The following is an 18,901-nucleotide window of genomic DNA, read 5'->3' as shown; positions in this document are numbered from 1 at the left end:
ATGACTGACATCTGTCGTTACATCCGCGCGCTGTCCGGGCTTCTCGCCGGCCTGGTTCTGTCTGCCAGTGCCGGTGCCGTTGCGGATGTGAGTACTGAAACCTGGGTGTTGCAGCCGGGGACCCAGCTGGTCGGTGACGTCGGAACTGTAGTCGCGCGCCACGAGGATACCCTGACCGACATCGCACGCGCACATGGCCTGGGCTACGAGGAGATCATCTGGGCCAATCCTGGTACCGATATCTGGTTGCCTGGTGAAGGCACTGTGGTGACGCTGCCAACGCGATTCATATTGCCATCCGCGCGCAGCGGCCTGGTCGTCAATATTGCCGAATACCGGATTTACTATTTTCATCAGGTCGACGGCAAGCCGGGTGTTTCGACGTTTCCGGTCAGCATAGGGCGCATGGACTGGTCGACACCGATAGGTCGCTGGTCCGTGGTTGCGAAACAGAAGGATCCGGCCTGGTATCCGCCGGAGTCGATTCGTAACGAGCATCTGACGGATGGCCGGGGTGTGCTGCAGAAAGTTGTGCCGGCAGGGCCGGATAATCCGCTCGGCCGCTACGCGATGCGCCTCAGCATCAGCGGCTATCTGATTCACGGTACCAACAGGCCAGTCGGTATTGGCATGCAGGTTACTCACGGCTGCATCCGCATGTACCCGGAAGATATTGAGTGGCTGTTTCCGCAGGTGCCGGTTGGTACGCCTGTGACGATCGTCAATCAGCCCTACAAGTTTGGCTGGGCAGGGAATGATCTCTATCTCGAAGCCCATCCTCCCCTCGATGACGACAAGGCAACCCGTGAGCGGGAAATGACCGTCCTGACCGAGGAATATGTGCAGGCTACGCGGGATCGTCCCGCGCGCGTCAACTGGCGCCTGGTCGAGGATGTCTATCGCCGGCATGAGGGCGTTCCCGTTCTGGTCGGCACGGGTATTTCGCCGGGTACCTGAGGACTGCCGCTGATTCCCCTTATGGGTAGACCATCCGGCCACCGAGCCACACCTGGTCTGCCAAAGAGTGGCAGGCAGGGCAGGTGAATCGGGTCAGGTTGAAGGCCGGGGTGACGCCTCTGGCGCCCGATTGTTCATCGCTCTTCGGCTCATCCATGGTGCGCTATCTGCATATCAAACATGCCTTGGCGATGATAGGCCGATAGCCTGGCCTTCTGTCCTGTTTGTGCATTCCTGTGGCAGGGAAAGGGCGGCATCGCCCGATGACGGGCTGCTATGCTGGCTTCACCGGAACGTCTTGCGGTGTGGAGGGAAAGGCAATGTCAGCAGTCAATATTGGTTCGACGATTGCGCCCTGGAGTCGGGCGCTGGCGGTGGTGTATCTGCTCACGGCAAGCCTTGCGGTCTGGTCAGTGGACCTGCCCGGCCTGATAACGGCTGGCAACTGGAGCCTGCAGGGTATGGGGCAACTGGCGCTTGGGCTCTGGGTGTCGGCACTGTTTGTATGTGCTGCCTGGACGGGTCGTGCGCCGCCGGAAGTGCTGTGCAATCCCGCGGTATTGTGGTGCTGGTTGCGGGGCACGCATCCGGAGCGTGCGTCGCCACTGGAGATGGAGCGCCTGCGCCAGCTCAAGCTGAAAGCGGGCCTCTTTACCAGCAGGGGTGAAGCGCGGCGCCTGATTGGCCTGATGGAAGGCCGCATGCCACCGACACTTGAGCAACAACGTGCGCTCGCATTGTATCGACCGGATCGTGCAGTCATGACGCGCACATCGGCCGAGCGCTTCCTGGTGGCACGGTATGACGAAGAGGAGTGGGCTGAGGTACTCGCCTGGGCTGACTGCTGGGCCGAGATCGATGTGGAGATCGAACACCCCGGCTATCCATCGCCTGCCGAGCGTCAGGCTTTCGATGATGCCTATACCGCACTGTATGCACGGGGCATTCACTACCCGCTGCCGGCAGTGTTTCCCGCATTCGATATCGTCAGTGAAACAGCGCGCATGCAACTCGCACTTGAGATGCCGCAGGAGTTGCAGGCGATCCAGCAGAAATTTCTGCGCGAGGGCATTACGCGGCGTGCGCTTGCAGCTGATGAGATCTGGCAGATGATTGCGCCGATGCTCGACATCTGGCGCCGTGAGCCGGATCTCGAGTGGGCGGATACCTTCCTGTTTCTGCTCGCTCGTGACCGGCCCGCAGTGCTTGTCGATCCGTGGGTCGCACGAGAGCTGGTCACTGAGATGGAGGCGTGGCTGAGCGAGGGGATCTGCTGATGCGTCTTTGCTGACATGGGCATGCAGATCAGCCGACATGTTGATCACAAGCATTTCGTGAAAAAAAAGCCGCAGCATCTGCTGCGGCTTTTTCCTGATCGGGCTTCATCAACAGAAGCCCAAACGGAGAGTGGCCAGTATTACTTGGCCTGGCTCCGCTTGAACATGCGGTCGATCTTTTCGTTGGTGGCGTCACAGCAGGACTGCGACTGGTTGGCAGCGTTCAGAGCCTGGTTGGCAGTGCTCTGTGCACCGGAAGCAGTCTTCTTGGCATCGGCAGCAGCGGAGTTGGCTGAGGCAGCTGCATCGGAAGCAGACTTGGCATCGGCGGCAACGCGATCAAGGCGGGCAGAGAGCGCGTCGATGCTGGACGATGAAGCGCAGCCAGCAGCAACGACCATCGCGATGGCCAGAACGCTACCCTGAAAAGCGGATTTCATTTTCATAATATTAGTTCCTCAAACAGCAGATTGAATGGATACACACCCGGAAAGACGATAGTCGCCGAGAGGCAGTAAACCCGCCGTATAGCGGACCCTCGTGCACGGCAATAATGAACGAAGCCGGATTAATTCGCAAACAAATCAGAAACAAGCGACCGGATACCGACGTTGAAGCGTGGCAGGTTTTCGTGGCCGCAATATCGCTTGATTGCGCTGGGGTGTGATTGAGTGTGTACAGTCCTGATACAGGAATTCTGCTGAACTTTGCGTGATGGATTTTCATCCCCAACCCTCACCCCCGAAGGTGATGGAGGGGGGTAAATGACGCTTTCTGACCATAGTCGCAACAGGACTCTGCGGGTCGGCTGTTGCCTGCCGAAAATCTCTGTATATAATCCCAGTACTGTTCATATATACAGGTATAGCCATGCGCGAGCTCACCGCCCGCCAGTCAGAAATTCTCGATTTTATTCAGTCATTTGTGGCTGAAACCGGGATGCCTCCCACGCGTGCCGAGATTGCCCGGAAACTGGGGTTCCGTTCCGTCAATGCTGCTGAAGAGCATCTGCGCGCCTTGCAGCGCAAGGGGGTCATCAGCCTGATTCCGGGTGCCTCGCGCGGGATTCAATTACTGGATACAGACCATGAGGCAGGCTTGCCGCTGATTGGTCGGGTAGCGGCTGGTCAGCCGATGCTGGCCAGTGAGCATGTCGAGGCTCGCTACCAGCTGGATATGGCTCTGTTCAATCCGCGTCCACACTACCTGCTGCGCGTGCATGGCATGAGCATGCGCGATGCCGGCATCCTGGATGGCGACCTGGTTGCCGTATGTCGTCAGCCTGATGTGCGTAATGGCCAGATCGTGGTGGCGCGGATGGATGAAGAGGTGACTGTCAAGCGCTATCGTCAGACCGGCAAAACGGTATACCTGCTGCCGCAGAATCCGGACTACGAAACCATCAAGGTCGATCTCAACGTTCAGCATCTGATCATCGAGGGCGTGGTCGTCGGCGTTATCCGCAACGGAATGTCGACCACAGAGTGAAGTTCCGTGCCCATCGATATTCCTGGTGTTGCGCGCTGGTCTGAATCTGCCGCAGAGGGTCCGCATGCACCTGGCGTCAGCGCTTTTCCATCTTTGCCCAGCGGGTTTCCGGAACTCGATGCAATGCTGGGCGGTGGTTGGCCGACCGGGGGTTTGACCGAACTGCTGATAGAGGCTGGCGCTTCGGCTGAACTCGGTCTGCTCAGTCCGGTGCTGACCCGCCTCACCTGTGGAGATGCCACGGTGGATCCGGCATGGGTCATGCTGATTGCGCCCCCGTGGATTCCCTATGCGCCGGGGCTCTGCTGGCAGGGTCTCGCGCTCTCCAGGGTGCTGGTGATCGATGTACGGCAAGCTGCAGATGCCCTGTGGGCGATGGAAGCAGCGCTCAGGTCGGGCGCCTGCGCTGGCATCATCGCCTGGACTGGTACGGCTGGCCGGGTTGCCCTGCAAAGACTGCATCTGCTGGCAGGCAAGCGGCCGGTCTGGTCTGTACTGATAAGGGCGGCACGCTTTCGTCGCGAACGTTCGCCAGCCATGTTGCGCCTGCAGCTGCATTTGGAGCCCGGTATACAGGCTGCTGTGTGCGTGGAGATATTCAAGAACCGCCTGCGTGCTGCGGGCACCGTCAGGGTCAGCTTGCCATGAGTTCTTTATCGCCACTCTGGTTGTGCGCCTGGCTGCCGGCCGGGCCGCTGGAAGCCGTCACGATGGAGCAGCTGGCTGGCTGGGCTGCAGGGTTTACACCCGTCGTGAGCATCGAGGAAGACCAGGCGCTGCTGCTGGAAATCCGTGGCAGCCTGCAACTGTTTGGTGGTCCGGAAAGGATACGGACCCTGTTGCAGCAGGGATTGCACGCGCGCGGTCATGAACCGGTCATCAGCTGCACGCCGACCGTACGTGGATCGCTGTGGCTGGCCCGTGCGGGCATTGAATGTACGTTGCTGACCCGGGATGAACTGCGTCACCGGTTGTTGCCGGTCTCCGTGGAGCATCTGGCCTGGCCGGCTGCCACAATGAAGATGCTGGCCCAGATGGGCATCAGGACGCTGGGTGAGTGTGCGCGGCTGCCGAGACAGGGGTTTGCACGCAGGTTGGGCCCGGCAAGACTGCATGAACTGGATCAGGGTTTCGGACGCAGTCCCGAGTTGCGGCGACCGCATGTCGTGCCGGAACATTTTGTCGATACGCTGGAATTGCCCGTTGAGACGACATGCGTCGATGCCTTGCTGGCAGGCTTTCAGCGGCTTCTGTCCCGGCTCGGCGAGCGCCTGAAATCACGACAGGCGAGCACAGATACATTGCAGTGTCATCTCCGGCATCCGGATGGCAGCGATACAGAGCTGCATATCCGCCTGTGCAGGCCTGCCGCAAGCGCCGCTGCATTCACCGAAGTGCTGCGTCTGCGCCTGGAGGCTCTCGTATTGCCCGCACCGGTCACGCTGCTGACGCTAAAGGCCAGGTTATCGACAGGCCAGGAAGCAACCGGCAGCGATCTGCTCGGTCGCGAACTGCAGGCTGACAGCGACCTGTCCGGTCTGCTGGAGAGATTGCGCGCCCGGCTTGGTCAGCATGCAGTGCGGGGACTCGCGCTGGTTGATGAATATCGCCCTGAGCGGGCCTGGCGCCCCGTCAGCGATCCGCTGGGCACGAACCGGAAAGTATCGCGACGGCTCCTGGGCCGCAGACCGGTGTGGATACTGCCAGCGCCACAGCTATTGCAACGGGCTGCCGGACAGCCGGTACATGACGGAGCGCTCTGCCTGGAGCGTGGTCCGGAACGCATAGAAACCGGCTGGTGGGACGGAGACGATATACGTCGTGATTACTACGTCGCGCGCAATCGCCGTGGTGCGCGCTTGTGGGTCTACCAGGATCTGCGCAGCGTAGCGAACTGGTATCTGCATGGCATCTTCGGCTGACAGCAATGCTGGCCTCCCGGCATACGCAGAACTGCATTGCATCAGCAACTACAGTTTTCTGCGCGGGGCATCGCATCCGGCTGAACTCGTGGCGCAGGCCGCTGCACTGGGTTACACAGCGCTGGCGCTGACTGATGAATGTTCCGTCGCCGGTATCGTCCGCGCCCATGTCGCCGCCCGCCGGCATGCGATACAGCTCATCATCGGCAGCGAGTTGCGACTGGCCGATGGCCTGCACCTCGTCCTGTTGGTCACTGACCGCGAGGACTATGCGGCGCTCTGTGCGCTGATCACGCGCGGTCGCCGGGCTGCCGTAAAGGGCAGTTACCATCTGTCGCGTTCCGAGCTGGAAGCACTCGGTACAGCCTGCTGCGTGCTGTGGGTGCCTGCTGCAGATCCGCAACTGGCTGATGCCCTCTGGCTGAAGCAGCACTTTGCAGGGCGCGTCTGGCTGGCGGTCGAACTGCATGCCGGCGATGACGATCATCGCCGTGCCCGGCAGCTGGCTGAACTGGCCGCCGTTGCCGGCATACCTGCGGTTGCTGCCGGCGATGTGCATATGCACGTGCGCGGCCGGCGTGCGTTGCAGGACACGCTCACTGCAATTCGCAACAGGCAGCCGCTGGGCAGCGGCAGTCACATCCTTTATCAGAATGGCGAACGGCATCTGCGCAGCCGTGCCGCGCTTGCACGGATCTATCCGGCAGAGCTGCTGGGCAATACGCTGGAGATTGCCCGTCGCTGCAGTTTTTCCCTGGATGAGCTGCGTTACCAGTATCCGCAGGAACTGGTGCCGGCAGGCCACACGCCTGCCAGCTATCTGCATTCACGCGTGATGGCAGGACTGCAGGAACGCTGGCCGGGCGGGGTATCCGAACAGGTCATGCAGCTCGTGAAGCATGAACTGAAACTGATCACGGAACTCCGTTACGAAGCCTATTTCCTGACCGTCGACGACATCGTGCGCTTCGCACGCGGTCGCGGCATCCTCTGCCAGGGGCGCGGGTCGGCAGCGAACTCCGCTGTGTGTTTCTGTCTGGGCATCACGGCAGTCGATCCGGCCCGCATGTCGATGCTCTTCGAGCGATTCATTTCCCGTGAGCGGAATGAACCGCCGGATATAGACGTGGATTTCGAGCATGAGCGACGCGAAGAAGTCATCCAGTACATATATGCCAAATATGGTCGCGACCGGGCAGCGCTGACGGCGACGGTGATCAGCTACTCGCCGCGCAGTGCGATCCGTGATGTAGGTCGTGCGTTGGGGCTGTCGGCTGGACAGGCCGGAAAAATCGCCCGCTCCGTACAGTGGTGGGATGGTCATGCCGTACAGCCGGAACGGTTTGTCGAGGCAGGGCTGGACCCGGCCAGCCCGGTCATGCATCGGCTCATCAGCCTGGTCGCGGAGCTGCAAGGCTTTCCACGTCATCTTTCCCAGCATGTCGGCGGCTTCGTGATTTCCGGCGAGCCGCTGTCGAGACTCGTACCCGTCGAAAATGCAGCCATGGCCGGGCGTACGGTTATTCAGTGGGACAAGAATGACCTCGACGAACTCGGCCTGCTCAAGGTGGATATCCTCGCTCTGGGCATGCTTTCGGCGATCCGGCGGAGCTTTGCGCTGATCCGGGACTATTCCGGTCGGGAACTCAGTCTGCGCACAGTGCCGGCTGAAGATCCGGCGGTCTACGCGATGCTCTGTCGCGCCGACACGATGGGCGTGTTCCAGATCGAGTCGCGGGCCCAGATGGCGATGCTGCCGCGGCTCCGGCCGCGCTGTTACTACGATCTGGTGATCGAAGTGGCTTTGGTGCGTCCCGGGCCGATCCAGGGCGATATGGTTCATCCCTATCTGCGCCGGCGGAATGGTGAAGAACCGGTCAGCTATCCCGGACCTGAGGTCCGGCAGGTGCTGGAGCGGACGCTCGGTGTGCCCATCTTCCAGGAGCAGGTCATGCAGCTGGCGGTCGTCGCAGCGGGCTTTACGCCCGGCGAAGCCGACCAGTTGCGTCGCGCGATGGCAACCTGGCAACGGCGGGGTGGTCTGGAGTCTTTCGAGGAACGGCTCATTGCCGGCATGCGTGAGCGGCATTACACGCCGGAATTTGCACAGCAGATCTGCAAACAGATCCGCGGTTTCGGCGAGTATGGTTTTCCCGAGTCACACGCGGCAAGTTTTGCCCTGCTGGTTTATGTATCTGCCTGGCTCAAGGCGCACGAACCGGCTGCATTCAGCTGCGCACTGCTGAACAGCCAGCCGATGGGGTTCTATGCGCCGGCACAACTGGTCCGGAATGCCCGGCGCAGCGGTATCGAGGTCCGGCCGGTGGATGTGAATAGCAGTCAGTGGGATTGCACGCTGGAGGGCCGGTCAGCCGGTCAGCCGGCATTGCGCCTCGGGCTGCGTCTGACCGGCGGGTTGAGCCGGGATGCCGCTGCGCGCCTGCTGGAGGCGCGCGGGCAGCAGGCCTTTGCCGACGTAGAGGACCTGCAGGTGCGGAGCAGCCTGCAGCAGCATGAACTCGGCGCCCTGGCTGCAGCCGGAGCACTGGCAGGCATTGCCGGTCACCGTTACCGGGCGCGCTGGGAAGTGGCCGGTGCGGAGCCCATGCTGCCCTTGTTTCCCGTGTCGGGAGTGGCAGAGGGGATTCCCCTGTTGCGGCCGCCGACCGAGGCGGAGGACATCAGCGGAGACTATGCAAGCATGGGACTCAGCCTCGGCCGTCATCCGTTGGCCCTGCTGCGCAGCGAGCTGCAGCGACAGGGCTTTGTGACAGCCGAAGATCTCCGTGACATGACGGAGCATGATCCGGTACGGATTGCCGGTCTGGTGATCACACGCCAGAGACCTGGCAGTGCCGGTGGCGTGATTTTTGTAACGCTGGAAGATGAAACCGGCTATGTGAATCTGATCGTCTGGCCGCAGGTTGCAGAACGGCAACGCCGGGCTCTGCTCGGTTCACGCCTGCTGGCTGTCCGGGGGCGGATACAGCGTCAGGGCGATGTGTTGCATGTCATCGTATCCCGGGCCGAGGATCGCAGCGCTGCGCTCGGTACCCTGACCGTCCACAGTCGCGATTTCGCCTGACGCAGAAAGCCCGCCGGTCCGCGGCTAATCGACGACCTTGAAATCGTCGAAGTCCTCGATTTCCCGTGCCACGCGACGGCGCTCGAGAAAGTCCTCGAGTTTGCGCCGGGCAGAAATCATGTCGGGCTTGCTCACGAAGCGGGACTCTGCTTCCAGCTCGGCAATGAGGCCTTCCACATTGATCTCCACCGAAGGCTCACCGATGTTGTCGCCGATGAGAGTGTCGTCCGAATCTCCGGCATCAGCGTCGGCTTCGAGCTCATCCAGTTCGTCCACAGTCTCCGGTGGCGGCTCTTTGGGGAAAACCTTTTCCGGCACTTTCTGCACGACAGCTTTGCGGCCCATGCGAACTTCCTTATGTTCAAAGCGCACGCCGTTTTTATAATGACGCAACTGCGGTCTGGCAATAGCAGTTTCCCTGATTTGTGAACTGATACCGCTGCCGGTTCGCAGCAGCCGCTAAACCGCCGTCACCTGACCAGCTGGTTGAGTTCAAAGATCGGCAGCAGGATTGCCAGCACGATGACCAGAACGATCACGCCCATGCCGACGATCAGGGCCGGCTCGAGGATCCCGAGCAGGGCGGCTATCAGCCCGTCCATTTCCCGTTCCTGGTTCAATGCGGCCCGGGTCAGCATCATCTCCAGTTCGCCGCTGGCTTCGCCACTGGAGATCAGGTGGATACAGATGGGCGGGAAATAACCTGCCACGGCCAGCGACTTGCCGATCGGCGCACCCTCGCGAACCCTGTCGGCAGCCGCTTCAACGGCCTCGCGCATCGGCACGCTGGTCACGACTTCGGCGGCAATGCGCAGCCCTTCGAGTACCGGTACACCACTGCCGCTCAGAATGCTGAGCGTGCGGGTAAAGCGTGCCGTGTTGGAACCACGGACCAGCTTGGCGACCAGCGGCAGGCGCAGCAGCAACAGATCGAAGCGCCGCCTCGGGCCAGGTTGGCGCAACGCGCGGCGTATGCCAAAGCTGGCGGCAACGATCGCCAGCAGCAGCAAGACACCGTAGTGACGCAGGAAATCGCTGATGGCAATCAGCATGACCGTGAGCCCGGGCAGATCCCGGCCGGTATTGGCAAAGACGCCCACGACCTTGGGTACAACGTAAACAAGCATGCCGCTGACAATCAGCAGTGCGAGACAGGACAGCACGACCGGATAGATCATGGCGTGCTGCACCTTCTGTCGCAGCACCTGCCGGCTCTCCGTGTAGTCGGCAAGCCGCTCGAGCACGGCATCCAGGTGTCCGGACTGCTCACCTGCCGCAACGGTGGCCCGATAGATCTCCGGGAAGGCCTGCGGAAAATCGCCGAATCCATCGGCCAGGGTGTGTCCCTCCATCACCCGTGAGCGGACGCCGAGCAGGATGCTCTTCACCCGCGGTGATTCGGTCTGCTCGGAAACCGCGAGCAGCGCCTCTTCCAGCGGCAGCGAGGAATGCACGAGTGTCGCGAGTTGCCGGGTAATGAGCGCAAGATCGGCCGCCGACATGCTTCGGCGGAAGCTGAATGATTTCTGCCGCGAGGCTTCCTGTCTCGCGACCTCTGATACCTCGATTGGCAGCAGCTGCTTTTCACGCAGCAGCTGGCGTACCTGCCGGGCCGTATCGCCTTCGAGTATGCCCCGGCGTTCCTTTCCAGCCGCATCGACCGCGGTATATTCAAATGCGCCCATCAGTCAGAACGGGTAACGCGCAGCACCTCTTCGAGCGTGGTGATGCCGGCAAGCGCCTTGCGCAGGCCGTCGTCACGGATGCTGGGGCTGCGGGTGCGTGCATAGCGCTCCAGCTGTTGCTCGCTGGCGCCATCGTGAATCATGGTCCGGAGTTCGTCGTCGATGGTCACGAGTTCGTAAATGCCGGTGCGTCCCCGGTAGCCCGGGCTGCCGGCCAGCACGGCCGCTTCGTCCGGATGGTAGAGCAGGGGGGGGTGTGCCGGATCGATGCCCAGCGTGCGGCACTCATATTCACGAGCGGTATAGGCGACCCTGGTGGCCGGGTCGAGCACGCGTACCAGCCGCTGTGCCAGTACGCCGATCAGGCTGGATGAGAGCAGGAAAGGCTCGACGCCCATGTCGCGCAGCCGGGTCACGGCGCCGACAGCTGTATTTGTGTGGAGGGTAGACAGCACGAGATGGCCGGTCAGACTCGCCTGTACGGCGATCTCAGCGGTCTCAAGGTCGCGAATCTCGCCGACCATCACCACATCAGGATCCTGGCGCAGGATGGCGCGCAGGCCGCGGGCAAAGGTCATCTCGACCTTGGTGTTGACTTGCGACTGACCGATGCCGTCGATGTAGTACTCGATCGGATCCTCGACCGTCATGATGTTGCGCGTGTCGTCGTTGATCCGCTCCAGCGCCGCATAGAGGGTGGTTGTCTTGCCGGAACCGGTCGGGCCGGTGACGAGAATGATGCCGTGCGGTTTGTGGATCAGTTCGTCGACGACGCCCTTGGAGTCGGCGTCCATGCCCAGGCCTTCGAGCTCGAGACGGCCGGCATGCTTGTCGAGCAGACGTAGCACGACCCGCTCACCGTGTCCGGACGGCATTGTGGAAACGCGAACGTCGACCGCCCGGCCGGCGATGCGCAGTGAGAAACGTCCGTCCTGCGGCAGTCGCTTCTCGGCAATATCGAGCTTGGACATGACCTTGATGCGCGACACCACCAGCGGGGCCACCGCGCGCCTGGACTGCAGTACCTCGCGCAGGACGCCGTCAATACGGAAGCGCACGACCAGCCGGTTCTCGAAGGGTTCGATGTGTATATCCGATGCGTTGTCCTTTACCGCCGAGGTCAGGAGTGCATTGATCAGCCGGATGATTGGCGCATCGTCGTCGCTTTCGAGCAGGTCGGAAGGTTCAGGCAGTTCCTGGGCGACTCGAAACAGGTCCGTGTCTTCGCCGAGTCCATCCACCATTTGCATGGTCGTATTCGATTCGCGTTCGTAAGTCTGCTGCAGTTGCCGGTCAAACTCGTCCGCTGCGACCACCTTGAGACAGAGCGGTGCGTCGATGAAACGGCGCACTTCAGACACTGTGGCAAGGCGCACACCTTGCCGCACCAGCAGCAGTGGGCGGCCATTCTCGAATCCGTTGATCAGTACCCCGTGGCGTTTGGCAAAGGCAAACGGCAGTAGCTGGCTGCGCGGGTCGCCCTGGGCGACAGCATGTGGTGCAATCGGCGCGTCGCCGACGATGATTTCCAACTCCGGCTCGGCGCTGGCCCGTTCAGGTATCGCCGGGTTCACCGGTTTCTCCCTGAGGGGCCTCACGAAGATCAATGACTGGCGGTTCTGTACCGGCGGCCGGCGGCTCGACGGCCGGCATCTCGGGCAGCACGGCACGGGGCGTCCGCGGCATCAGCCGTACATTCTTCGGCCGGGTCAGCAATTGCTGATCGCGTATGTAGTTGTACTTGGTGTTGGTTTCAAAGGCAGCCTGAACGTTGTCGCGCAGAATCGTGGGCTTGATGAACACCATCAGGTTGGTCTTTGTCTTGGTGGTTTCGTTGTTGCGGAACAGTGCGCCGAGCAGCGGGATGCGACCGAGGATGGGTACGCGCTGTTGCTTTTCACTGACCTGGTCCTGGATCAGGCCGCCGAGTACCAGTGTTGCGCCGTCCTGAACGATGACGGTCGTATTGATGGAGCGGTTGCTGGTGATCAGGTCTACTGCGGCACTGCTGGGCAGGAGTGAGGAAATCTCCTGGGCGATTTTCAGGCGAACCGCATCGCCTTCATTGATCTGCGGTGTGAGCTTCAGCGACAAGCCAACCTGTTCACGCTGGATTGTCTGGAAGGGATTTACCGTGTTCGTGCTGGTGCCGCCGGTACCGCCGTTGGTGTAACTGCCAGTCACGAACGGCACTTCCTGGCCAACCTTGATCTCGGCCTCCTCATTGTCGAGCGTCACCAGAACCGGTGTGCCGATGATGTTGGAAGTGCCATCGGATTCGAGCGCCTCGAGAAGGGCAACAAAACTGACGCCGGAATCCCGAAGCCGGCCGACGCCGAGAGTAAGGCCGTCGCCGATAAGAGACGCCGGGCTGGTCGTGCTGGTCCCGCTGCCGAGCAGCGCGCCGGCTACGCCTGTGACGCCCGTGGTTCCGGGGAACTTGGTGAGCCCCACTGCATTGTCGAGGTTGGCGTTGCCCACAGCCCAGGTGACACCGAGTTCAGCGGCGCGGTCTGAAGTCACTTCGACAATGACCGCTTCGACCAGCACCTGTGCACGCCGGATATCCAGCTTGTCGATGATCGCCATCATCGACTTCATGATCTTCGGCGGGGCGGTGATGATGAGCGCATTCGTCGAGTCGTCGGCCCAGATGCCGATTTCACCGCGCTGGGCCGGTGGAGCGGCATCCTTGCCAGCCGCTGCCTGGGCGCCGGTACCCGAGTACTGGCTCTGCAGCTTGGTTGCCAGATCTGTGGCGTTGGTATAACGCAGATAGCGGACCTGTGTATCGCCACCTTCTTCCAGCGGGGTATCGAGGTGAGTGATCAGTGCACGGTAGCGGAGCCGGTCGTCAGTGGCACCTGTGATGAGCACGCTGTTGGTACGTTCATCAGCGACCACGGTGATGCGCGGCCCGCCGGCGCCTTCGCCCGCCTGTGCGCCCTGGTTAAGAGCTGTGACCAGCTTGACGATCTCCGTTGCCGAAGCGTGCTCCAGACGGATGACTTCGTAGTCCTGATCGGCGGCCTGGTCGATGCGCGCGATGATACGGGCCATGCGGTCCACGTTGGAAGCGCGGTCGCTGATGATCAGCAGGTTGGAGGGCGGGTGTGCGGCGAGATGACCGTATTGCGGAATCAGCGGGCGCAGTATCGGCACCAACTGGGCAGCCGCGACGTTCTGTACGGCGATAACGCGCGTCACGATGTCATCGGGCCGCCGGCCGCCGCCGCTTTCAAGTTCCGCACCGGGCATCTGCCTGGCATTGGCATCAGGAAGGATCTTGATGACATCGCCAGCCGGCACGGCCACAAAGCCATAGACGGAAAGTATGGACAAAAACGCTTCGTAAAAGGCATCGGGACTCATCGGTGCCACCGACAGCATGGTGACCTGTGCCTTGACCCGCGGGTCGAGAATGAAGTTCTTGCCCGTGACCTCACCGACTGCCTCGATGACCTGACGGATGTCGGCGTCCTTGTAGTTGGGGGTAATGGTGGTACCGGTTGCCGCGTGCAGCTGAGCGGTGCCCGAGAGGCAGAGAAGCAGCGCCAGGACAGCGGACAACGGGCGGCGGGCGGCTGAATACTTGTTGTACATCACTGGGTGGCTCCGCCGGCCGGACTGACCTGATCCATGTTCAGCGACAGAACCTGGGGCTGGCCGTCGCGTTCCAGCGTGACTGTTACCTGGGTTGCACCGCCAAGACTGCGGAACACTTCAGTTCCCTGGGCCGGATTATTCAAGACTACACCATTGATTTCTGTGATGAGATCGCCGGCCCGCAGGCCAAGCGCCGCAAACTGCTGGCGGTTGGGTCCGGGGTAGATGCGATAGCCTTTCAGCTGGCCGTTCGGCATGAAGGGCTGCGGCCGAATCACCTCCAGAAACCCCGCCGTGTTCTGCGCCACAAACTCCTCGACATCGGCCTGTACGGCCGGGAAGCGCGCAGCGCCAGGTGCCGGAGCAGGGGTGGGTCTGCTGCCGGTGCTGCCGGAGGCCCGCGGCAAGCGCAGCACCTCGAGCTGCCCGGCGCGGCTCAGGATGACCAGGTCCGGCTGGATCTTCTGCAGCGTCGCACCGCCGGGCAAGGGCATCCCGGCGAAGTAAACTTTCTCGGTACCGCCGCTGTCAGCGATGATCGCGTGGGCCACTTTGGGGTTGTCGGCTGTAACCGTGGCGCGCAATTGAAGGCTGAGGCCCGTATCGGGTGCGGTAAGTGCCGCATCGCCGCTGATCGATGGTGTGTCGTGTGAGACTTCGCCGAACAGGTGGGCGGCACCAATGCTGGCGTAGTCGCTCTGGCTGGTTGCCAACGGCGATGCCGACTGCAACTGGGCCGGCGGCTGCCAGGGAGGGCTTTCAGCCACCGGATAGAACGACCAGATCAAGCGGGCCAGGTAATAGCCGAGCAGCAGTACAGCAAGGAAGGACACCCACACGGGCAGGCGCTCGATGGTCAGCGCGGTGAACTGTGCCGGACTTTGACCGCTCCAACGACTGAGTGTCGCCTGTATGTTTACCATGTTGCCTGGTCCGGCCCGTTCCGGGTCATGGAATGAATCGGGACAGCGACAAAAAGCCCCGTAAAGTCATGGAGATTGAGCATAATCTTTTACTGTGCGGGGAGTACGCAAATAAAGCAACTGTCTGGTCCGCGGATTGCGACCGGATTGGCGTCGTGCCGCAGTGCTTTAGTGGGCCTCGTCGCGGAAATCCGCTGTACTGGCCGCGTGCGAATAAAGCGGTATCCTGAACACTCAAGGTTTCGGTGAGAAAGACGACTTCAACGATGAATGACCCTGGTGACAATGACTCTGGCGACAAGGACTTCGGGCGACGGGCGGATGATGGACGCGGGCTCGCCGTCGAAGAGGCGCGGCCCAAGGTCAAGCGACCACCCCTGTACAGGGTGTTGCTGCTGAACGATGACTACACGCCGATGGAATTTGTAGTAGATGTGCTGGAGCGAATTTTTGCGATGGACCGCGAGAAGGCCACCCGGGTCATGCTGGAGGTTCATACGCGAGGCAAGGGAGTCTGTGGTGTATTCACTTACGAGATCGCGGAGACCAAGGTTGCACAGGTTGGTGCCTACGCCCAGCAGAATCAGCATCCGCTACTGTGCACGCTGGAGGAGACCTGAAGCATCATGTTGAGCAATGAACTCGAAGTCTGTCTGAACGAGGCTTTCCAGCAGGCCCGTACGCGCCGTCACGAGTACATGACCGTTGAGCATCTTCTGCTCGCGGTGGCGGCGGTTCCTTCTGTCAGCGAGATCCTCAAGGGCTGTGGTGCCGACATGGCGCGGCTGTGCCGCGATCTGGAACAGTTCATTGAGGAGTCGACTCCGCGGATAGCCGAAGGCAGCGATCTGGATGTACAGCCGACTCTGGGCTTTCAGCGTGTACTGCAGCGCGCAGTGTTTCATGTGCAGTCCAGCGGCAAGAAGGAAGTGCGGGGCGAGAATATTCTCGTCGCGATATTTGGCGAGAAGCAGTCGCACGCGGTTTATCTGCTGGGACTCCAGGAAGTCACCCGTCTGGATATCGTCAATTTCATATCCCATGGCCTGTCGAAGTTGCGCGAGGATCAGGCCCAGCCCAGGAACCCGTCGCCGGATGGCGATGATCCGGAAGGCGAGGGTACTGCGCTTGACAACTACACAACCAATCTCAACCGCCGCGCACGGGAAGGCAAGATCGATCCGCTGATCGGCCGGGAAGTTGAAATCGAACGCACCATCCAGGTCCTTTGCCGGCGCCGCAAGAACAATCCGCTCTATGTCGGTGAGGCCGGCGTGGGCAAGACAGCCATTGCCGAGGGTCTGGCGAAGATGATCGTCGACGGCCAGGTGCCCGAGGTGCTGTCCGGCTGCACGATCTATGCACTCGACATGGGTGCGTTGCTGGCCGGTACCAAGTATCGGGGTGATTTCGAAAAGCGCTTCAAGGCGGTCATCAAGGATCTCGCCAAGGACCCCGGCGCGATCCTGTTTATCGATGAGGTGCACACGGTCATCGGGGCTGGCGCAGCCTCCGGGGGTGTGCTGGATGCCTCCAACCTGATCAAGCCGGTGCTCTCAAGTGGCGAGCTCCGCTGCATCGGTTCCACCACCTACCGTGAATATCGCGGAGTGTTCGAGAAGGATCACGCGCTGGCGCGCAGGTTCCAGAAAATCGATATCGTCGAGCCGACGGTGCCGCAGAGCATAGAGATCCTGCAGGGGCTCAAGTCCCGCTTCGAGGAACATCACAAGGTCAGCTATACGGATGAGGCCATCGTCGCAGCAGTCGAGCTGTCAGCCCGATTCATCAACGAGCGGCAGCTGCCGGACAAGGCGATCGACGTCATCGACGAGGCTGGAGCGAGTGTCCGCCTGGAGCCTGCGGCGACCCGCACCAGCGTAGTGGATGTGCCCCAGGTCGAGAACGTCATTGCCAAGATGGCGCGTATCCCGCCAAAGAATGTTTCCGCATCCGATCGCGATCAGCTGCGCAATCTCGAACGCGACCTAAAGCTCGTGATCTTCGGTCAGGACAATGCGGTTACCGCGCTGGCGTCGGCCATCAAGCTCGCTCGCTCGGGGCTTCGTGAACCGGAAAAGCCGGTCGGCGCATTCCTGTTTGCCGGGCCAACCGGTGTAGGCAAGACCGAAGTCACGCGGCAGCTTGCGCACTGTCTGGGGATCGAGCTGATCCGTTTCGATATGTCGGAGTATATGGAGCGCCATACCGTTTCACGGCTGATTGGTGCACCGCCCGGATATGTCGGTTTCGATCAGGGTGGCTTGCTCACCGAGGCTATCAACAAACATCCACACGCTGTGCTGTTGCTCGACGAAATCGAAAAGGCACATCCCGAGGTGTTCAATCTGCTGTTGCAGGTCATGGATCACGGCACGCTGACCGACAACAACGGGCGAAAGGCGGATTTCCGCAACGTGACCCTGGTGATGACCACCAATGCCGGCGCGCAGGAGATGAGCCGGCCGTCGATGGGCTTCACAAACCAGGACAACAGCACCGATGGCATGTCGATCATCAATCGGATGTTCAGCCCTGAATTCCGCAACCGGCTCGATGCCATCATCCAGTTTGCTCCGCTGGGGCCGGATGCGGTCTTGCGCGTGGTCGACAAGCTCGTGATGGAGCTCGAGGCCCAGCTGGACAAGAATGCAGTAACGATCGAGCTCGAGCCGGCAGCGCGACAGTGGATTGCTGACAAGGGCTATGACCCGAAGATGGGCGCGCGGCCCATGGCGAGGGTGATTCAGGAGCAGATCAAGCGGCCACTGGCGGAAGAGCTGTTGTTCGGTGATCTCGCCAAGGGCGGACACGTGCGGGTGACACTCGACACCGCGGGTGCCCTGACGCTGATCACCACGCCGGCAACGCGCAGCCTCGAGCATATGCCCGATCCGGCCTGATCATGGTGCCGGTGTAAAGGCCGGGGTCAGCGTGCGCGGAAGGTGATGCGTGCCTTGGACAGGTCGTAGGGGGTCAGTTCGACCGTTACCTTGTCGCCCGTCAGAATGCGGATGTAGTTCTTGCGCATCTTTCCGGAGATATGCGCGATTACCACGTGTCCGTTCTCGAGTTTGACCCGGAATGTGGTGTTTGGCAGGGTCTCGGTGACGAGACCTTCCATGGTTATGGCGTCTTCTTTAGGCATGAGCGCTCCGTCAGGAAGCCGCGAATTGTGGTCTAAGTGGCTATATCGTGCAAGCGAGCATGTGGCTTGATGGACGGAACCAGGCTCCGGGTAGGGCGGGGACCGGAGCGCCAGCTGGATTCCTGCAGCGGTGAGGCGGTCAATCTGCTCACCGCACTGACGAACTCCGTGCGCCCCATCAGCCGGCTGCCCAGCGAGTTCAGGTGTCCGGTCTCGATCTGGCAGTCGAGCAGGCCAAAGCCCCGTTCGGTGAGCTCGCGCATGAGCGCAGCCAGCGCGACCTTGGAGGCGTCGCTCTCGGTGCTGAACATCGACTCACCGAAGAACACCCTGCCGATGCCGAGGCCGTAAACGCCGCCGACCAGCCTGTCGCCGTGCCAGGTCTCGATGGAATGCGCATGACCGAGCTCATGAAGCTCCAGATAGGCGGCACGCATTTCGGCCGTGATCCAGGTGCCCTGCAGTGCGCGCGTCCCGGCACAGGCACTGATGACGCCGGCGAAGTCCCGGTCGGCGGATACCATGTAACGGTTGCTGCGCAGGGTGCGGCGCAGGCTTCGCGACACATGCAGTTCACCGGGCAACAGGACAGCGCGCGGATCCGGTGACCACCACATGATCGGTTGTCCGTCTTCGTACCAGGGAAAGATGCCTCGCCGGTAGGCAGCCAGCAGCCGCTCAGGTGACAGGTCGCCGCCGAGTGCCAGCAGGCCGTTCGGGCTGTCCAGCGCCTGCGCCGGATCCGGAAATGTTTCCGGGGGGTCGTCCGGTCGCAGGAGTGTCAGGCGCGGCATGTGCTGTCCATCCTGG

At 61.5% G+C, this 18,901-nt stretch carries 16 protein-coding genes; 8 read left to right on the top strand and 8 right to left on the bottom strand.

All coding sequences use genetic code 11. From position 1 onward, the window contains the following. Both H6979_03225 and H6979_03220 read left to right on the top strand, forming a co-directional pair. Window positions 1–957: a L,D-transpeptidase family protein gene (locus tag H6979_03225; protein MCP5138853.1), complete on the top strand. Its 957-nt coding sequence runs from the start codon at window positions 1–3 to the stop codon at window positions 955–957. A 320-nt stretch (window positions 958–1,277) separates the two neighbouring features. Further along, entirely contained in the window at window positions 1,278–2,234 is a 957-nt protein-coding gene (locus H6979_03220; protein MCP5138852.1) for a hypothetical protein, read from the top strand. A gap of 140 nt (window positions 2,235–2,374) precedes the next feature. Here H6979_03220 and H6979_03215 read toward each other — a convergent pair whose 3' ends face one another. Continuing rightward, entirely contained in the window at window positions 2,375–2,680 is a 306-nt protein-coding gene (locus H6979_03215; protein MCP5138851.1) for a hypothetical protein, read from the bottom strand. A gap of 424 nt (window positions 2,681–3,104) precedes the next feature. Between H6979_03215 and lexA the strand changes: the two genes are divergently transcribed. The 4 genes from lexA to H6979_03195 are packed head-to-tail and all read left to right on the top strand — an operon-like array spanning window position 3,105 to window position 8,729. Further along, complete coding sequence (lexA, locus tag H6979_03210) at window positions 3,105–3,722, top strand: transcriptional repressor LexA (GenBank protein ID MCP5138850.1); 618 nt, start codon at window positions 3,105–3,107, stop codon at window positions 3,720–3,722. 6 nt (window positions 3,723–3,728) lie between these two features. Continuing rightward, window positions 3,729–4,370 carry a translesion DNA synthesis-associated protein ImuA gene (gene imuA, locus H6979_03205; protein ID MCP5138849.1) on the top strand — a complete coding sequence of 214 codons (642 nt, stop codon included), beginning with the start codon at window positions 3,729–3,731 and terminating at the stop codon, window positions 4,368–4,370. Further along, window positions 4,367–5,644, top strand: a complete 1,278-nt coding sequence (locus H6979_03200) for a DNA polymerase Y family protein (protein MCP5138848.1) — start codon at window positions 4,367–4,369, stop codon at window positions 5,642–5,644. The genes imuA and H6979_03200 overlap by 4 nt, the downstream gene beginning before the upstream one ends. Beyond that, on the top strand, window positions 5,628–8,729 hold the full coding sequence (locus H6979_03195; protein MCP5138847.1) for an error-prone DNA polymerase: 3,102 nt from the start codon (window positions 5,628–5,630) through the stop codon (window positions 8,727–8,729). Before H6979_03200 ends, H6979_03195 begins: the two co-directional genes overlap by 17 nt. 24 nt (window positions 8,730–8,753) lie before the next feature. Here the strand turns inward: H6979_03195 and H6979_03190 are convergent, their stop codons facing one another. The 5 genes from H6979_03190 to gspC form a co-directional block, all read right to left on the bottom strand. Continuing rightward, complete coding sequence (locus tag H6979_03190; GenBank protein MCP5138846.1) at window positions 8,754–9,074, bottom strand: hypothetical protein; 321 nt, start codon at window positions 9,072–9,074, stop codon at window positions 8,754–8,756. A gap of 125 nt (window positions 9,075–9,199) precedes the next feature. Beyond that, the gene (gspF, locus tag H6979_03185; GenBank protein ID MCP5138845.1) at window positions 9,200–10,414 is read right to left on the bottom strand and encodes a type II secretion system inner membrane protein GspF; all 1,215 of its coding nucleotides are present in this window, start codon (window positions 10,412–10,414) and stop codon (window positions 9,200–9,202) included. Continuing rightward, window positions 10,414–11,919: a type II secretion system ATPase GspE gene (gene gspE / locus H6979_03180; protein MCP5138844.1), complete on the bottom strand. Its 1,506-nt coding sequence runs from the start codon at window positions 11,917–11,919 to the stop codon at window positions 10,414–10,416. The genes gspF and gspE overlap by 1 nt, the downstream gene beginning before the upstream one ends. 49 nt (window positions 11,920–11,968) lie before the next feature. Continuing rightward, window positions 11,969–14,017: a type II secretion system secretin GspD gene (gspD, locus tag H6979_03175; GenBank protein ID MCP5138843.1), complete on the bottom strand. Its 2,049-nt coding sequence runs from the start codon at window positions 14,015–14,017 to the stop codon at window positions 11,969–11,971. Next, window positions 14,017–14,943, bottom strand: coding sequence for a type II secretion system protein GspC (gene gspC / locus H6979_03170; GenBank protein ID MCP5138842.1), 927 nt, complete (start codon window positions 14,941–14,943; stop codon window positions 14,017–14,019). Before gspC ends, gspD begins: the two co-directional genes overlap by 1 nt. A gap of 266 nt (window positions 14,944–15,209) precedes the next feature. Here gspC and clpS point away from each other — a divergent pair, with 266 nt between their 5' ends. Together clpS and clpA are read left to right on the top strand one after the other, a co-directional pair. After that, the gene (gene clpS, locus H6979_03165; GenBank protein ID MCP5138841.1) at window positions 15,210–15,563 is read left to right on the top strand and encodes an ATP-dependent Clp protease adapter ClpS; all 354 of its coding nucleotides are present in this window, start codon (window positions 15,210–15,212) and stop codon (window positions 15,561–15,563) included. 6 nt (window positions 15,564–15,569) lie between these two features. Continuing rightward, window positions 15,570–17,846 carry an ATP-dependent Clp protease ATP-binding subunit ClpA gene (gene clpA / locus H6979_03160; GenBank protein MCP5138840.1) on the top strand — a complete coding sequence of 759 codons (2,277 nt, stop codon included), beginning with the start codon at window positions 15,570–15,572 and terminating at the stop codon, window positions 17,844–17,846. Window positions 17,847–17,872: 26 nt separating this feature from the next. On the opposite strand, the gene infA is transcribed toward clpA, so the two are convergent. Beyond that, complete coding sequence (gene infA / locus H6979_03155) at window positions 17,873–18,091, bottom strand: translation initiation factor IF-1 (GenBank protein MCP5138839.1); 219 nt, start codon at window positions 18,089–18,091, stop codon at window positions 17,873–17,875. A 32-nt stretch (window positions 18,092–18,123) separates the two neighbouring features. Then, complete coding sequence (locus tag H6979_03150; GenBank protein MCP5138838.1) at window positions 18,124–18,885, bottom strand: leucyl/phenylalanyl-tRNA--protein transferase; 762 nt, start codon at window positions 18,883–18,885, stop codon at window positions 18,124–18,126. Between the last annotated feature and the right edge of the window lie 16 nt (window positions 18,886–18,901).

The organism is Chromatiales bacterium, assembly GCA_024234935.1.
In the GTDB taxonomy this organism is placed as follows: Bacteria; Pseudomonadota; Gammaproteobacteria; order Steroidobacterales.
Note: the sequence above shows the minus strand (reverse complement) of the source record. Positions and strands in the feature narration are given on the sequence as shown.

What these genes read in the sequence shown, in the direction of transcription:
- H6979_03225 (MCP5138853.1), top strand. Translation starts at nt 1, where the DNA reads ATGACTGACATCTGTCGTTACATCCGCGCGCTGTCCGGGCTTCTCGCC.
- H6979_03220 (MCP5138852.1), top strand. Translation starts at nt 1,278, where the DNA reads ATGTCAGCAGTCAATATTGGTTCGACGATTGCGCCCTGGAGTCGGGCG.
- H6979_03215 (MCP5138851.1), bottom strand. Translation starts at nt 2,680, where the DNA reads ATGAAAATGAAATCCGCTTTTCAGGGTAGCGTTCTGGCCATCGCGATG.
- lexA (MCP5138850.1), top strand. Translation starts at nt 3,105, where the DNA reads ATGCGCGAGCTCACCGCCCGCCAGTCAGAAATTCTCGATTTTATTCAG.
- H6979_03200 (MCP5138848.1), top strand. Translation starts at nt 4,367, where the DNA reads ATGAGTTCTTTATCGCCACTCTGGTTGTGCGCCTGGCTGCCGGCCGGG.
- H6979_03195 (MCP5138847.1), top strand. Translation starts at nt 5,628, where the DNA reads ATGGCATCTTCGGCTGACAGCAATGCTGGCCTCCCGGCATACGCAGAA.
- H6979_03190 (MCP5138846.1), bottom strand. Translation starts at nt 9,074, where the DNA reads ATGGGCCGCAAAGCTGTCGTGCAGAAAGTGCCGGAAAAGGTTTTCCCC.
- gspF (MCP5138845.1), bottom strand. Translation starts at nt 10,414, where the DNA reads ATGGGCGCATTTGAATATACCGCGGTCGATGCGGCTGGAAAGGAACGC.
- gspD (MCP5138843.1), bottom strand. Translation starts at nt 14,017, where the DNA reads ATGTACAACAAGTATTCAGCCGCCCGCCGCCCGTTGTCCGCTGTCCTG.
- gspC (MCP5138842.1), bottom strand. Translation starts at nt 14,943, where the DNA reads ATGGTAAACATACAGGCGACACTCAGTCGTTGGAGCGGTCAAAGTCCG.
- clpS (MCP5138841.1), top strand. Translation starts at nt 15,210, where the DNA reads ATGAATGACCCTGGTGACAATGACTCTGGCGACAAGGACTTCGGGCGA.
- clpA (MCP5138840.1), top strand. Translation starts at nt 15,570, where the DNA reads ATGTTGAGCAATGAACTCGAAGTCTGTCTGAACGAGGCTTTCCAGCAG.
- infA (MCP5138839.1), bottom strand. Translation starts at nt 18,091, where the DNA reads ATGCCTAAAGAAGACGCCATAACCATGGAAGGTCTCGTCACCGAGACC.
- H6979_03150 (MCP5138838.1), bottom strand. Translation starts at nt 18,885, where the DNA reads ATGCCGCGCCTGACACTCCTGCGACCGGACGACCCCCCGGAAACATTT.